Raw genomic sequence first — 15,912 nt, forward strand, 5'->3', positions numbered from 1 at the left:
GCCTTCGCCGGCGGGAGAGTCGGTCGCCGCCAACCCTTTCTGCACGCCGCGCCCCCCGCGGGCTCCCTCACCGGAGCCGCCGCGGGGGGTGCGCGTCGTTTAGAATATGACCGGTTCACTCCGGGTTGCCTATTTTCTATAATGTCAGGTGCTTGTTGGGGTGCTCCGCGATTACACACTATTTTAAAGACAGGATTTTTGCCGAGTATTTAGACTTAATTATGCTCTAAAGCTTGCGTTGCGGCTATCCTGCTTCGAAAAGCGACACAGAGCATGCTGGTTTTACGATTGAATTCTAGTATCCATGTAGGCTTCCCCATTCGGTGAGCCAATGATAAGTAGAGGAAAGGGGTATCTTTTCATCCTTTCCCTACCGCCCATGAATAAGAGCCGCTTCAGCGAAGCGCAGATTATCGGCATCCTGCGCCAGCAAGGCCAGGGCCAGACCGTGGCCCAGATTTGCCGGGAGCACAGCATCAGTGAGCCCCTGTTTTACCAGTGGAAGAGCAAGTACGGGGGCGTGGATGTCACCGAGTTGCAGCGCCTCAGGCACCTGGAAGACGAAAACCGCCGCCTTAAGCAACTGGTGGCCGACCTGAGCCTGGAAAACCAGGTCGTCAAGGAGGTGTTGCGAAAAAAGTAGTGGCCCCAGCCGAGCGGCGCGCCGTCGCGGAGCAGGCGGTGGCGCGGGGGCTGAGCCGGCGGCGGGCCTGCGCGCTGGTGGGCCTGGCCCGCCGGTGCTACGTGGCGCCAGCGGCAAGCGGCCGGGCCACGGCCGACACGCCACTAGTGGCGGCGCTGCTGGCGCTGGTTGCGCGCCATCCCGGCTGGGGCTTTTGGAAGTACTACTACCGCTTGCGCAAGGACGGGCTCGTGGTCAATCACAAGCGCGTGTGGCGCCTTTACCAGGCCCAGCACCTGCAGCGGGGCCGGCGCCGCCCCAGACGCCGGTAGCCCGACCGGGTCAAGCAGCCGCTGACCGTACCGCAGGGCCCGAATCAGTGCTGGTCGATGGACTTTATGAGCGACGCGTTGACCGACGGGCGGCGCTTCCGCACGCTGAACGTGGTGGAGGACTGGAACCGCGAAGTGCTCGGCATCGAGGTGGACTTTTCCTTGCCCGCCGCTCGGGTTGTGCGCCTGCTCACGCAGCTGGTCGAGCAGCACGGCCCACCGGCGCAACTGCGCGTGGACAACGGGCCGGAGTTCATTAGCCAGGCCCTGCAGGGCTGGGGCCAGGCGCAGGGCGTGGTACTGCACTGGATTCAGCTGGCCAGCCCCACCCAGAACGCCTTCGTGGAGCGATTCAACGGCTCGATGCGCCGCGAACTGCTCGACGGCTATTTGTTCGCTACGTTGCAGCAGGCGCGGGACCACTGCCGCTTGTGGCAGTACAACCACCTGCGGCCCCACCAAGCCCTGAACTTTATGACCCCAATCGAGTTCCGTCAAGCCGCCTGACCTCTATTTCTCACTGGCCCACCAAACGGGGGAGCTTACATCCACCACACAACAAAGGCGGAACCGTATTCACGGTTCCGCCTTTGTTGTGTGGTGGATACTAGATGCTTACTTGGTAGGTCCGGCGACTACTTCTAAAAAGTCGGATGGGGAGAGGTACTGTTGCGCCAGCGTCAGCAGATCATCTGAGGTTGCTGCATTTACAGTTTCCAGATACTGGCTATAGTGGTTAAGCGGAAGCCCTAACATGAGTAGGGTTTTATATTTGTCGCATTGTTCGAACACTGTGCCTAACTCGTTTAGGAATTTGCCGGTGATGTAATTCTTGACTGTGACAAGCTCATCGTGTGGAATGAGCTCCTGCTGAAGGCGGTTAAGCTCTACATTAATTTCGTTAATAGCCGTTTGAGCATTAGCGGCATTTACATCAGAGCCGATAATTATGTGACTGGCTTGTTCACGCTGAGCAATGCTGGCATAAATACCGTATGTCAGGCCCTTATCCTCACGAATGTTTTTCATGAGTCGGGAGCCGAAATAGCCACCTAATACTTTGGTTAACAGTTGTAAAGCGTGGGAGTCGGGGTGGGAAGGCTCGGGCCAAAGACGGCCTAGACGTAAGGTTGCCTGTAGGCTTTCCTTTACCGCAACGTAATCGGTTGGAGACGACTGAGGGGCTAGTGGGGTAGGTTGTGGCGGCTCTATGCTAGTTGGTGCGCCTAACGTTCCAAAAAAGTCAGTTATCTGTGCAACGTGGGTGTTATCTATATCTCCGCAGACGAAGATTTCGGCTTGCGTTAGGCTGTAGTGTTTTCGATGAAATACTTGGACAGATTCGGTGCTCAATGAAGAAAATGAGCTTTCGTTAAATGGGATACCATAAGGGTGATGCGAGCCGAACAGATTACGGGATAGGCGTTCGGAGGCAAGGTAGCTGGTCTTTTGGCGCTCCACTCGTATGTTTTGGATCGTGCGGGCCTTCATCTGCTCCAAATCTGCCGAAGGAAACGAGGCGTTAAGCACGACATCCTGAACCAGAGGTAGCAGCTTAGTCAGGTGTTTGGTAAGGCAGTAAAGCGTGAGAGTGCTGCGGTCGAAACCCTGTTCGCAGTCCAATGCTGCGCCGTAGAAAGCAACTTCATCGGCTATTTGTCGGGTGCTGCGCGAGACCGTACCATCGAGAAGGGTACGAGCAGTTAACAGCGAAATGCCGGGCGTTGGATCATACCAACGCCCGGCAGGGAATACCAATTGGAGGCGAACAACCGGCTGGGCAGTATTTTTGAGCACATGCAGCCGGGCTCCGTTTGAAAAGCGAGTTACCTCAGCAGCGGGAAGAATGATCTGTTGGATTGGCTGATAAGGCGGGGCTGTGAGGCGGTTGAGCATGCAGGATTAGTTCACAGGAACGCCAGCGTCGCCGCTGGAGGCGTTGTTCTGGCCGTTGTTGAAGTTGAAGTGTAAGGAAACCCGTACTGTATTAGCCAGCGGGTTGTTGCGTGAGTTGGGTACCAAGTAAGCTGCATCCACACCGAAAACCTGGTAACGAAGCCCCAGACCTAGGCTGAGGTACTGACGGTCGCCTTTCTTAGGGTTTTCGTAGAAGTAACCCACGCGAGCCGCCAGCAAGTCGTTGTACCAATACTCAGCGCCGGCCGACAGGTTAATTTCGCGTAATTCCTCTTTGAACCCACCGGGAGCATCGGAGAAGGAGCCCAACATACCGCTGATAGTTGACTTACGGGCAATTTCAGCGTTTTTATCCTTGATTTGCTGATCTATGTTAGCATCGGAGCCGGTTAAGTAGCCATCTACATAGTAAGGTGTGGGTACCAACAGCTTGTTAGCATCGACGGTTAGCGTGATTTTGTTGTAGGCATCCAGCTCACGCGTAATGGCCGTGCCCAAGCGCAGGTTGGTAGGCAAGAAGTCAGCCTGGTCCGCTTGAGTGTAGGCAATCTTGTTCCCGATGTTAGTAATGGCAGCTCCCAGGGCCAGATTGTATTCGCTGGCGCCTACTGTTAAGTCGGTATTGTAATACACGCCCAGATCAACTGCCGCGGCGTTACCGGGACGGGTATCCACGTTGGCACCATTGGCTACGCTCAGGTTTGAGCGGATGTAGCGGGCGGCTACACCAACGCCAAATTTGTCGCTCAGCTGCTGGCCGTAAGCCACGCTGAAGGCGTATTCTTTGGGATTGAAATTGCCGTTGTCTTCGTTACGGTCGCCGCGGAAGTTGATGGTTCCGAGGTCGAAATACATCAGCGACGCCGATAGTGCACCGCGCTGACCAAACTTCTTGTAACCCGAGAGTCCTGCAAGCCCCATGTCATCGGTAATGGCGCGCAGCCACGGGGAGTAGGAGGCCGATACGCCGTACGGATCTGTTAGGAAACCGAGTTTGCCAGGGTTGTAAAAGGCCGCGTTGGCATCGGGGGAGGTGGCTGCGCCTGCATCGCCGAGGGCGGCGCCACGTGAATCGGGGCTGATGGTGAGAATGGGAACAGCCGTGGTAATAGTATTGGGGTTCTGCTGAGCAGAAGCAGCCAAGGCGGTTCCCAATACTACTACCGGAACCAAGGCCCGGCGTACAATCGACGATGAAGGGTTCATAAAGAGCGAAGAAATCGAGAAGACAAGGAAGTACGATGGGCTGGCTAGTTGAGCAGCACCAGTTTTTCAAATTTAGAGGTCTGCGTACCATTCGGACCATCGGCGGGGGCTCGTACACTTACGCGGTATACGTATACGCCGCGGGCCAGCTGGTCGCTGTACTCGTCGCGGCCGTCCCACTCCACTTCCTTCACGTGCGATTGGCTGCTGGGTACCAGGGCCGAAAGCGTACGGATGAGCTTACCGGATATGGTGAAGATCTGCACCTGTACTTCGAGGTCGAAACCAGGACGGTTATGGTCGAAATGGAAGGTGGTACGTTTTGCAAAGGGGTTGGGGTAATTCAGAACGTGGTTGAGGGCCAATTTTTCATCTTTGGCCACAATGAATTCAATGGTCCGCTCGGCGGAGTTGTTGAACGTGTCCCACGCTTTAACCTTGAGGGAGTGAGGCCCGGGCGTGAGGTTTTTGAACAGGTACTGCACCTTGCCGCTGGTAAAGGTGTTCAGGTCGGCCGCGTAGTATTGGTTGAGAATGGTAACCTTGTTCGGGTCGCCATCGAGCGTGGCGGTTAGTTCGTGGCCAATGCCCGTGCCGGCAGTGTTGATGCCGTTGTCGTCGCTAAAGGCGGCCAGCAGCGTGGTGTTGGGGCGTGTAAGGCCACCGAATACGAAGTTCTCGGTGTCCATGGCCAAACTGATGACGGGCGGAATGGTGTCCGACAAGGCCGTGGTGGAAGCGCCTCCGATGTTCACGTTGCCGTGGTAGCCGTGGGCGTCGATGTTGCGCACCGAATCGGCCGCATACAGGCTGATTTTACCGAATCCAAACTGGTAGTTGATGTCTTTGGGTACTACAAACTCCACGCGGAAGGTGCCGTTCTGCACCGTAGCAGTACCGTCGTACACCACATCTTTCTGCACCGTCACCGGTAGCGACGGGTTGCTGGGCTCGGTGGCCAAGGTGCGCAGAATGGACGGCTTCTCGTACACAGTGACTTGCACCTTGCCGTTAAACGTGGAGGCCAGACTGTTCTGGTGGTTGGTTACATCGCCCTCAAGCAATACGCGCTGCAAAGCCCTAATGGTGTCGGGGCTGGTAGCCGTAAGGGCCCGCCCGTTCAGCTTACGCACTTGCGCGTTGAGCTGAGGCATGGCTAGGCGCATGGATGGGTCGCCGAGCAGGGTAAAATTGCGGTTGCCCACGTCCACGCCGTCGCCGTTTTTGCCCTGAACCATGGCGTCGCCCAAACGGCCCCACTTACCGCTGGCGTCGCGGCGGAAGAGGGCCTGGTAAAATGGTAAAGCGAGGCTCTGGTTGTTGTTGGCGTATACCAGTCGCGTAGTGGTCAGCAGGCCAATGGCGCCGCCGGGAGTATCGGTCAGTACCTGCTCACCCGCCGAGTCGAATCCCGGGTCATCGTACCACGCGAAGTCACAGGTGCCGGTAAACCAGAACGAGAGGCGGTTGCGGTTCTGCAGCTGCAGCACCGAGTTGTTGTTCAGAATCTGCTCATCGGTCCAGCCGCGCGGGCCGCCGTGGCCGGCATATCCCACAAATAAGGAGCCTTGCTCAATAGAGGCGTCGAGGGCGGCGTTAGTGGCTGGCGAATTTTGGCCGCTGCCCGTGCTTTGTTGCGGAAACAGGTCGAGGTAAACCTTATTGGAATTGAAGACGGGTTGGAACGAAGCAATGCCATTCACCGCCAGCTCTGAGTTGTTGATGTGCAGGCCATAGTCACCGTCGTCGGCTACGAACGTTAAGCGGTTGCGCCACTTTCCCTGGGAGGCCGGCTGGTCGTAGGCAATGAGCTTTGCTACGATGGCCGTGGCCATAGCCGTAGAACTAGGCTGGCCGCGAGGCGTGCGAATAGGCAAACGCCCAATGCCCGCGTCCATCATGTGGTTTGCCGCACTGGTATCTATCTCCGACCAGTCGCCTTCATCGTCGTCCAGAAAGCCGAAGTAGTCATCGGAGCAATAGGACCCGGGGGTTCCGTTAACCCGGTACTGAATGCGGGACAACGATTCCACCGACTCGTAGGTGGGTACGAAGTTTTGGTTTTCGCTGTCTTTCAACTGCCGCTGGCTCCACCAGCCGGGCAACTGATCGGCTTTGTTGGACGCATCGGCCTTGTAATCGTACGACGCGTCGCCGAACAGCAGCACGTACAGCTCCAGGTTCTCGCGGTCGTAGAGCATTTTCACGAAGTCGCGGATGGCCGTAATGTCCTGGCCGCCCGAGCTGAATTCGTTGTAAATCTGGTTGGTGGTAACTACCGCTACGTTCAGGCCATCGTGCCGGCGCCGGTGCGCTGCCAGGTCCTGCGCCTGCCGCAGAAACAACGGGGGCGTAACAATGACGAGGTTTACGGAGCCCGGTACCTGCCCAAGCGCGTGCAGGTTCTGGTTGGCTACGCGCCCAAACGAGCGTGGCGTGTTAAAGCTGCTACCGGCAAAGGCCACGTATTCGCGCACGGAATCGGTGCGGGCCACGAAGCGGTTATTGGTTAGGGCCACCTGCCGCGGGCGGCGGGGGTTGGTTACGTCCCATACCACGGTACCGGCAGGAGCAGTGGCCAATTCGAAGGCACTGACGGCGCCGGGGGCACGGTTTTCCAACGAGCGGAAGTTCAGCTGGCCAGTGCCGTTGAGCTGCAAGCGCCGCAGGCCCTGCACTTCCACGTAATCAAGGTAGCCGAGGGCCGTTTGGTCGCCGCGGCTGTCGTAGGTAATGCTGAGCCGCAAATCAGCACCGGCGTTGGCCGGCACCGTCCAGGATTGGGTTTTGATGTCGGTATTGGCCGCCTCGGGATAACATTCGCCGGGGCAGCCGCTGCCGCAGCTTAGGTTAAACACGCTCTGCTGTTGCAAGGCCGTGCCATTGATACCCAGGCGGAAGAAAGTAACCTCGTTGGGACTCTGGTAGCTGTTGCAGTTCCTGGGCAAAGCCGTGGCCGCCACCGAAGTAGTAAGCTGCAGGGACGAACCCGGCACCAGGTCGGGAATGGAAAAGGTGAAGTCTTTCTGCGCTCCGTTGTTGAACCCTTCGCCCAGCCACTGGCGGCCCGACTTCAGCAGGTTAACCAGTTCCAGCTCCCGAAACTGGCGCTCCGTGAACTGCCGAATGGTGGCAGTGGGAGTACCCGTAACGGCTGGGGCAGCGCCTACCCGCAGGCCCGGGCTGTTGCCCACGCGCAGGAAATAGTAAGCCGTATCGGTGTACAGATTCAAGATGTGGCGGAAGCGGTTGGTAGCCGTTTCGTGCGCCCAGGTATGCGGGCTGCGGCCGTACATCACGAAGTATTCGTTGTCGTTGAAGACGTTGTCGCCGTCGCCCACGAACATCAAAGCGTTCTGTACCAGGTCGTCGGGGCGGGGGGCGCTGTTGGCTTGCGGGAGCATGCCAATGGCCTGACCAAACAGCTGCAGGTTACGCGGGTCGAGCGACTGAACCGGTAGCCCCACGCTATTCAGGAAGGCTTTGTCAAGCTTGTAAATGCCGCTGCCGTCGCTGCCGCCTTCTACGTTGCCGGCAATACCTATTTTAAACCAGTCGCCTTGGTTGAGCAGCGAAGTGGTGGCATAGGTGTGGGAGCCACGGCGTGCAGTGGCGGCATTGTTATCAAGGGTGTAGGTGTAGTCGAACGAGGTCAGTTTTTCGGCCTGCCCGCTTTGTGGGCTGCGGCGTACACCCGTTATGGTAACGAGGGTAACGGGCCGGCGCTTCTCAGTGCCGTGGCGCAACACGAGCTGCGCATCTGCCGGAAGGGTGGGAAACAAGCGGGCTTCCTGCGGGCCGAAGGCTTCGTAGGTAGGGGACACCAACTGCACATTGGTGGCGTAGCCGTTTATGCGGAAGGTGAACTGCGGCAGGCGGCTGCCAGCGACAAACGACGCCCCGGCAAACGTGGGCACCTTAACCTCACGGCCCGGCTCAGATAGCTGTGCCTGGCCCTGCCAATTGAGCTTAATGCGCGCTTCGGGCGCCTGAGCCCGTACCTCTAAGGCAAGGGCAGGAACCAGCCACAGCAACAGCAAGAAGGTACAAACGCGCATAGTGGTGTAGGTCAAGCGGGTAGGGGTTGAGTGGGGCTGTGCGGCACCTCAACAGATGAAGCTGCCCGCCCGTTCACTTAATTGAGCATCTAACTACTCAATCAGCAAAATATTGTGCGGGAGCTATCCATAAGAAGGACGTAGCACCGACAGTGCCACGTACAGCAAGATAATCAACGGTACGGCCGCAGCTTGCAGCAACGCCAATAGCAGCACCGCCGCAATCAGAAACACGAAACGCAGCGAATTGTCTTGCCAACTGAAATTTTTGAATTTCAGCGCAAACAGCGGAATTTCAGCCACCAGCAGTCCTGCCAGCACGAAGGACAGGACCAGCAGCACCCACGGATTCAGCACAATAGGAGTAAGGCCGAACCGGTCGTACACCAAAATCAGCGGCAGGGAAGCCACCAGCAGGGTGCAGGCCGGCGTAGGCAGGCCAATGAACGAGTCCGACTGGCGGGTGTCGTTGTTGAACTTAGCCAGCCGCAGGGCCGAGAAAATGCTCACAGTAAAAGCTAAGTAAGCCAGGCTGATGGGTAGCCCAGCGGCCGGAAGCGCATGTTGCAGCAGCTTAAACAGAATAGCACCTGGTACCACGCCAAACGACACCATGTCGGCCAGGGAATCGAGGTCTTTGCCAATAGGCGATGAAACGCGCAGCGCCCGGGCCACCAAGCCATCGAAAAAGTCGGCAATGGCAGCAATGCCGATGAGGGCCATGGCGGGCAGTAGCGGTTCCCAGCCAGAAGTAGCGGTTTGGGGGGTGTAGGCCAGAATTAGACTTAGCGCCACGCAGCCGCACAGCAAATTCAGGCAGGTAAGCGCGTTGGGTAAATGGTTTTTAATAGCCATGAAAAGTGCCTAGCGGAGGAAAGGATTGGAAGCGCGCTCGGCACCCACCGTGGTGGCCGGACCGTGGCCGGGATACACGGTGGTTTCGTCGGGCAAAGTGAGCAGCTGCTCCTTAATGCTACGGATGAGGGTGGCGTAGTCGCCGCCGGGCAAATCGGTGCGGCCAATTCTGCCCTGGAACAGCACATCGCCGCCAATAACCTCGCGGGTGGCCGGGTGGTAAAATACCACGTGGCCGGGCGCGTGGCCGGGCGCCAAGCGAATTTCCAGCTCGGTTTCGCCAAATTTCACGGGTGTACCCGGCGTTAGGAAACCGGTAGGCTCGGCAGGATTATACAGTGGAAACCCGTAGGCCGGAGCGTAGGTTGGTACGGCACGCAGCGTAGCCAAATCGGCTTCGTGAATGAGGAAGGGCGTGCCAGGCCAAGTGTCGAGCACAAACTGGTTGCCGAAGACGTGGTCGATGTGGCAGTGGGTGTTAAGGAGCAGCTCCACGCGCAGGTTGTGGGCCTCGATAAACTGCTTCAGGGCCTGCTGTTCGGCTTTTTCGTAGCAGCCGGGGTCGACGATGGCGCAGGCGCCAGTGGCATCGTGCAGCAGGTAGGTATTCTCGGAAAAGGCGTTGAACGTAAAGCCCGAAACGGTCATGCAGTAGAGAAAAAGCCCGCACGGCGCGGGCATCTGGGGTAAGTACTAGGGGAGGGTAAGTTACGCAATCAGGCCCGGAAAGTGCGTATTTTGCCCGTAATGCAATCTGCTACCGCTCCTTTCGAAACCGACTACCTTATCATTGGCCACGGCCTGGCCGGCGCCACGCTGGCCTGGGAACTGCGCCGCCGCGGCCGTACCGTACTGGTGCTGGATACCGTGCAGCCCGATTCGGCCTCGCGCGTGGCAGCGGGCCTCATTAACCCCGTGGCGGGCAAACGCTTTGCCTTATCGTGGCGCATTGATGAGCTACTGCCCGCTGCCCGCGCATTTTACCAAACGCTGGAAGCCGAATTCGGCAGCACATTTTTTCACGAGCTGCCCATTCTGAAGCTGTTTTCGTCGGTGCGCGAGCAGAACGACGTGCTGGCCCGCTCGGCCGATAACCGCTGGGGAAATTACGTGGCCGACCCCGCCCAGCCGCTGCCTGCCGTACCGGGGCTAAAGCAGCCATTTGGCGGCCTGGAGCTGCGCCACGGCGGCTGGGTTGATACCGAAGCGCTGCTGAATGCCCTTACCGCCGACGGTCTGCAAAAAGGCTGGCTGCGCTCCGAAACTTTTGCCCCGGAACTGCTTGTTGCCGAGGCAGCCGGTGCCAGCTACGCCGGGTGGGTGCGGGCGCGCCGCGTGGTGTTCTGTGAGGGCGCCGCCGCCGTTCGCAACCCGTGGTTCAGCTGGCTGCCTATAACTCCTAACCAAGGCGAAGTGCTCGACGTGGAAGCCCCTGCGCTGCCGACCGATTACGTGCTCAACCGGGGTGCCTACGTGGTGCCAGTGGGCGCGGGCGGGCGGGTGCGCGTGGGTGCTACCTATCGGTGGCCGCCCTTCGCCCTGGAACCCACTCCCGAAGCCCGCCAGGAGCTAGCCGAGCGCCTGCGCGAGCTGACCGACGTGCCTTTTCAGGTAACGGGCCAGCGGGTAGGGGTGCGGCCGGCCGTGCGCGACCGGAAGCCGCTGTTGGGTGTGCATCCGCAGCTGCCAACCCTGGCCGTGTTTAACGGTTTAGGTTCCAAGGGGGTGCTGCTGGCGCCCCGTATGGCGCAGCTGCTGGCCGATGTGCTCGAAAATGGCCAGGAGCTATGGCCGGAAGTCAATATTCTGCGTTATCATGCGTTGTATTCAGCTGCACCCGCAGCAGCCCATCCGGCGCCCTGATTCTCACCTCGTTTCTGCCCTTTTGGCTTTATGAAGCACGTATCCTTATCGTTTCACCGCCTGCGCAGCTGCTTGCCTTCGGGTAAGCTACGGGGCGCTGCCTGGTCGGCGGCTTGCCTGCTGACGCTATTGGGGCTGGGCAGCCCGGCATATGCTCAGACGTCGCAGGAAAGCTTCGGCCGCGTTCGTATTCAGTACAAGGAGTTCAACTGGCAAATACTGAGCACCCAGAACTTCAACGTGTACTACTACGCGGGCGGCGAAGCGGCCGCGCGCCGTGCCGCCGAGTACGCCGAAAAGGAGCTGCAGCGAATTACCGCCCTTATCGGGTATTACCCGTACTCGAAAACCACCCTGATGCTTTACAACTCGGTGGGCGACCTGCGCCAGAGCAACGTGGGCCTCGATGCCGATAAGTACAGCACCGGCGGCGAAACCTCGCTGCTGCGCATGACCAAGGTGCAGCTGGCGTTTGGGGGCGAGCAAACCGTGTTTAAGCGCGACCTAAGCTACCAGATTACCCGCGTGCTGCTGAACGACATGATGTACGGCGGCTCGCTCAAGGAAGTAATCCAGAGCAGCTACCTGCTGCAATTGCCCGACTGGTTTGTGGCCGGTGCCGCGGGTTACGCCGCCGAGGGCTGGAGCGTAGAAATGGACGATTACATGCGCGACATGACGCAGAAAGTCGAAAAGGACAAAGCCTCCCAGTTCTTCCTGCGCCACCCCGAAATGGCCGGCCAGAGCGTATGGAACTACATTGCCGAGCGCTACGGCTATACCAGCATCCAGAATATTCTAAACCTGACGCGCATCACGCGCGACGTAGAAACCGGCATCAGCTCCTCGCTGAACGTGCCTTACAAGGTGTTCCTGAAAGACTGGATGGGCTACTACCGCCAGCTGAACGCGCAGCCGGAAACGCCCTACACCGTGCCCGACGAGCCGCACCAGCTCATGAGCCGTAACCGGCGCAACGTGCGCTACGGCGAATCGGTTATCAGCCCGAACGGCCGCTTGCTGGCTTACACCGAAAACGACCGCGGCCGCTACCGTGTGGTGGTAACCGATGCCGATGGCAGCGGTGGCAAGCACATTGTGTACCGCGGCGGCTACAAAACCCCCGATCAGCAGGTGGATCTGCAGCTGCCCGTGCTGGCCTGGCGCAACAATGCCCAGCTGGCCGTGGCCGCCGAAAGCCGCGGTAAGATTACGCTGAATCTGGTGGCCGGCAACGGCGGCGCTACCGGAGTGCTTACCCGCCTGCGAGACGCCCTGCCTTTCAGCAAAAACCAGGGCTCATCAGTGTTCAGCAGCTTCAGCCAGGTACTCGACATGAGCTACTCGCCCGATGGCAAAGCCCTGGCGTTTACCGGCGTGCGCAACGGTCAAGCCGATATTTACGTGTTGCGCGCCGGCAGCCGCCAGCCCGAGCAGCTCACCAAAGACGTGTTTGACGATGTGCAGCCGGTGTTCCTGCCCGACGGCCAGACGCTGGTGTTCAGCTCGAACCGCTGGCTGGACTCTACGGGTACGGCCAAGGGCGGCTTTAACGCCGTGGTGAACAACTACGACCTGTTTGCCTACCACCTCGACGGCCGCGCGGTGCCGGTAGAGCAGTTGGTGGCCACTATTTCCAACGAAACCCGGCCGCGAGCTTTGTCGCAGGACGAGGTGCTGTTCCTCAGCGAGGAAAGCGGGGTGCGTAGCGTGTTCCGCTACAACCTGCGCACCCGCGAGCGGACAGCCGTTAGCTCGTTCCTGAATAACCTCAAGAACTTCGACTACAACCCCGCGACCAACGCGCTGGCCTTTGTGGCCGCCGACCGCGCCCGGGAGTTTGTGTATGCGTACCCGAAGTACGAGTTGCCGCAGGGCCTGAAGTTGTACAAAACGGCCCGCCAGGAAATTCTGGAGGACCGTTCGGCGGCGCAAACCAAAGCGGCCCAACGCCCCGCACAGCAAGCCGCTGCGCAACCTGCTGCCCCGGCGCAGCAGCCGCAGCAAGCTGGTCCGCGCCGAAACCAAGGCGGTATCGACCTGAGCGATTACCAGTTTGAAGAAGACGTGCCCAGGCCTCGCCAGCGCCGCAATAGCATGGTGGCCCAGCAGCCGGTTATTACGCCCGACCTGAGTGTGGGCGGTCCGCAGCGCTACGACACCCGCTTTAGCCTCGATAACGTGGTATCGTCGCTGTACGCCGATCCGCTTCTGGGCATTGGCTTGATCGGGCAGGCCAATATGTCGGACCTGATGGAAAACCAGCGCATTCAGGCCGGCATTTTTGCCCTCACCGATTTGCGCACCAACCGCCTGTACGGGCAGTACACCAACTTAACCCGCCGCTACGACTGGAGCTTGCGCTTCGAGAAGGACAGCTACTATCTGAACTCCAATGTGGGCGAAGTACGCTTGGGTCGCTACGAAATTCGCCCTGGCATTGTATATCCGCTTACCCACAACATCAGCGCCCGCGCCGACCTGCGCTACGTAAGCACCCGCTTGGTTGCGGTGGAACAGCTGCAAAGCCCCGACGCCCGCGACCAATACTACGGCGGCAGCGCCGAGTTGGTGTTCGACAACGCCATTGGAACGGGCGTGAACATGCTGGAGGGCACGCGCTTTAAAATGGGCATGCTGAAGCTGAACTCTATTGGCAACAGCGCGCAGAATTTCGGCAAGCTGTACATGGATTTCCGCCATTACCAGAAGGTATACCGGCAAATTATATGGGCCAACCGGGCCAGTTACGGGCAGTTCTTTGGTAACGCGCCCAAGCAGTTCCGCCTGGGTGGCATGGATAACTGGCTGAATGCCCGCTTCGACGAGACCAACGGCAAAACCATTGAGTACAACGACCCGGTAGATATTTTCTACCAGCAGTTCGTGACCAACCTGCGCGGCTTCAACTTCAACCAGCGTAACGGACCGAAGTACGTGCTGTTCAACTCTGAGGTACGGGTGCCCATTATTCAGGTGTTGTCGCGTAAGCCCATTTACTCCGGGTTCTTCCGTAACCTGCAGCTCACAGCTTTTGGCGACGCCGGTACCGCGTACTCGGGCCCGAACCCATTTAACGAAAACAACTCCTTTAACACCCAGGTGGTGGGGGGCGTGGGCAATGCCTTCTCGGCTACGGTTATCAACTTCCGTAACCCCATGTTAATAGGCTACGGTTTTGGGGCCCGCACCACGCTGCTGGGCTTCTACGGCAAGCTCGACGTAGCCTGGGGGCAGGAGGATTATGTGCAGCGCGGCCCGAAATTCTACGTCACGCTGGGCTACGACTTCTAAGCCCTGCCACCGGTAGCGCCCTGGCTTGCTGGGTATAGTGCCGATAAAGAAAAGCCGCCTGGTATGCGCCGGGCGGCTTTTCTTTATCGGTAACCGGCTACCTTAGCGGTGTTGCACTTCCCTCTCTTACCAGCTGCGTTATGCGAAAGATTGTACTCCTGTTGATGCTGCTTGGGCTAAGTTTGAGCCACAGCTTTGCGCAATTTCAAACGGCCGGAACCAGCCGCCGCTACACCTTGGCGCAGCTGGCAGCGGCCTCGGGTGGAGCCGTGAGCCAAGCAGGTACCGCGTGGCAAATCAACGATACCATTCGGCTGGCGGCTACCGATACGCTGAGTATAACCACCAACGAAACCATTCAGGTGGCGCCGCTGGCACTGCTGTACATCGACGGTACGCTGCTGGTGAACCCGCCCGATTCGGTGAAATTCACGGCCCAAAACACAGCTGCGCCGTGGCATACCATGTCGTTTTCGGCTACGGCCGGGGCCTCGCGGCTGCGCAAAACGGTGGTGGAGTACAGTGCCGGCGTGCGCATTAACGGCGCCAATTTGCAGCTGACCGACTGCGTATTCCGCCGCAACGTAGCCACGCTCACTACCCCCGCTGGCGTGCGCTCCATTGGTAATGGGGCTATTAGTATGTCGGGCAACCGGGCAGTGGTGGAGCGCTGCCGCTTTGTGCGCAACAGCCGCTCGGCCATCATTTCGCCGGCCAACATTGCTACTTCGCCTATCATTCGGAACTGCGTGTTCCTGCTGAACAATACCGAAAACGGCAACTACCCGCAAATCAACCTCGGGCCGGGCATTGTCGGACAAACCATTCTCATCGAGCGTAACCTAGTGGTGGGTAGCCTTGCCACCAATATGGCCGGAGGCATTGGGCTTTCTAATTTGCTGGGTGGCGGCGGGGTTACCCGGGCCGAAGTACGCGGCAACATTATTCGCAACAACCGCTACGGCATTACCGTGACGGGCGCGAACTACAATACGCTCATTACCCGCAACCTCATTCAGGACAACAACAACAATCCGAACGCCAACACCGGCGGCAGCGGTATCAACTTCACCGGCAACAGCCAAACCGGCGTGGTGTCGCGCAACCTCATCAGCGGCAACCTGTGGGGTGTAACGGTGCTTAAGTCGGGCACCTCGCCGAACGGCCTGCTCATCAGCTTCGGCGACTTAAGCAGCACCGACTCCACCAACGTGGGCCTAAACCGCCTCGTGAACAACGGCAACGGCGGCACCGTTTACGATTTCTACAACAACGGCCCCGACGACCTCAAAGCCGAAAACAACGACTGGGGTACCGCCGTGGCCGCCGATGTGGAAGCGCACATTGTGCACCGGCCCGATATTGCCACCTTGGGTTTCGTGGACTACTTGCCATTCCGCACTGGTCCGCTGGCCAGCCGCAACGCCCCAGCTTTGCAGGCTGAGTTGTACCCCAACCCAGCTCGGGGCCAGGTAAGCCTGCAGCTGCCCGGCGCCGGCCCGGTAACCTTAACTCTACATGATGTTACCGGCCGGGAAGTGCTGCATACCTCGCAGCAAACCGTGGCTGCCGGACGCGTAATTCTGCCGCTGGGCGCCATAAAGCCCGGTTTGCACCTCTACCAAGTCACCCAAAACGGCCGCGTGGCTACGGGTCACCTGGTGGTGGAGTAAACCGGTATAAGGTGGAAGTCGACCGCAGTCGGGAGTAAAGGCTGAAACGTCCTTGGCCTATAAAGAGCCGGATCTATTTGGATCCGGCTTTT

General features: G+C 59.0%; 11 protein-coding genes. 6 read left to right on the forward strand and 5 right to left on the reverse strand.

Features of this window, described 5'->3' with window-relative positions; all coding sequences use genetic code 11:
- Positions 1-379 precede the first annotated feature (379 nt).
- The 3 genes from ABD903_RS18465 (at position 380) to ABD903_RS18470 (ending at position 1,461) form a co-directional block, all read left to right on the forward strand.
- Entirely contained in the window at positions 380-643 is a 264-nt protein-coding gene (locus tag ABD903_RS18465) for a transposase (protein WP_345226786.1), read from the forward strand.
- A 146-nt stretch (positions 644-789) separates the two neighbouring features.
- Positions 790-954, forward strand: a complete 165-nt coding sequence (locus tag ABD903_RS23285; RefSeq protein WP_425555522.1) for an IS3 family transposase — start codon at positions 790-792, stop codon at positions 952-954.
- A 21-nt stretch (positions 955-975) separates the two neighbouring features.
- Complete coding sequence (locus ABD903_RS18470) at positions 976-1,461, forward strand: integrase core domain-containing protein (protein ID WP_345226834.1); 486 nt, start codon at positions 976-978, stop codon at positions 1,459-1,461.
- A gap of 108 nt (positions 1,462-1,569) precedes the next feature.
- On the opposite strand, the gene ABD903_RS18475 is transcribed toward ABD903_RS18470, so the two are convergent.
- The 5 genes from ABD903_RS18475 to ABD903_RS18495 form a co-directional block, all read right to left on the reverse strand.
- On the reverse strand, positions 1,570-2,850 hold the full coding sequence (locus ABD903_RS18475; protein ID WP_345226787.1) for a M16 family metallopeptidase: 1,281 nt from the start codon (positions 2,848-2,850) through the stop codon (positions 1,570-1,572).
- 6 nt (positions 2,851-2,856) lie between these two features.
- Positions 2,857-4,077, reverse strand: coding sequence for a type IX secretion system outer membrane channel protein PorV (gene porV / locus ABD903_RS18480; RefSeq protein WP_345226788.1), 1,221 nt, complete (start codon positions 4,075-4,077; stop codon positions 2,857-2,859).
- Positions 4,078-4,121: 44 nt separating this feature from the next.
- Positions 4,122-8,150, reverse strand: coding sequence for a type IX secretion system sortase PorU (gene porU, locus ABD903_RS18485; RefSeq protein ID WP_345226789.1), 4,029 nt, complete (start codon positions 8,148-8,150; stop codon positions 4,122-4,124).
- A gap of 108 nt (positions 8,151-8,258) precedes the next feature.
- Positions 8,259-8,990 carry a CDP-alcohol phosphatidyltransferase family protein gene (locus ABD903_RS18490; RefSeq protein WP_345226790.1) on the reverse strand — a complete coding sequence of 244 codons (732 nt, stop codon included), beginning with the start codon at positions 8,988-8,990 and terminating at the stop codon, positions 8,259-8,261.
- Positions 8,991-8,999: 9 nt separating this feature from the next.
- Positions 9,000-9,638: an MBL fold metallo-hydrolase gene (locus ABD903_RS18495; RefSeq protein ID WP_345226791.1), complete on the reverse strand. Its 639-nt coding sequence runs from the start codon at positions 9,636-9,638 to the stop codon at positions 9,000-9,002.
- Between the two features lie 99 nt (positions 9,639-9,737).
- Between ABD903_RS18495 and ABD903_RS18500 the strand changes: the two genes are divergently transcribed.
- The 3 genes from ABD903_RS18500 (at position 9,738) to ABD903_RS18510 (ending at position 15,820) form a co-directional block, all read left to right on the forward strand.
- On the forward strand, positions 9,738-10,853 hold the full coding sequence (locus ABD903_RS18500) for an NAD(P)/FAD-dependent oxidoreductase (RefSeq protein WP_345226792.1): 1,116 nt from the start codon (positions 9,738-9,740) through the stop codon (positions 10,851-10,853).
- Positions 10,854-10,883: 30 nt separating this feature from the next.
- Positions 10,884-14,147, forward strand: coding sequence for a hypothetical protein (locus ABD903_RS18505; protein WP_345226793.1), 3,264 nt, complete (start codon positions 10,884-10,886; stop codon positions 14,145-14,147).
- A gap of 140 nt (positions 14,148-14,287) precedes the next feature.
- Positions 14,288-15,820 (forward strand): T9SS type A sorting domain-containing protein, encoded by a 1,533-nt coding sequence (locus ABD903_RS18510; protein WP_345226794.1) that lies wholly within the window; start codon positions 14,288-14,290, stop codon positions 15,818-15,820.
- Positions 15,821-15,912: the final 92 nt, after the last annotated feature.

The organism is Hymenobacter koreensis, from assembly GCF_039541855.1.
Lineage (GTDB): Bacteria > Bacteroidota > Bacteroidia > Cytophagales > Hymenobacteraceae > Solirubrum > Solirubrum koreensis.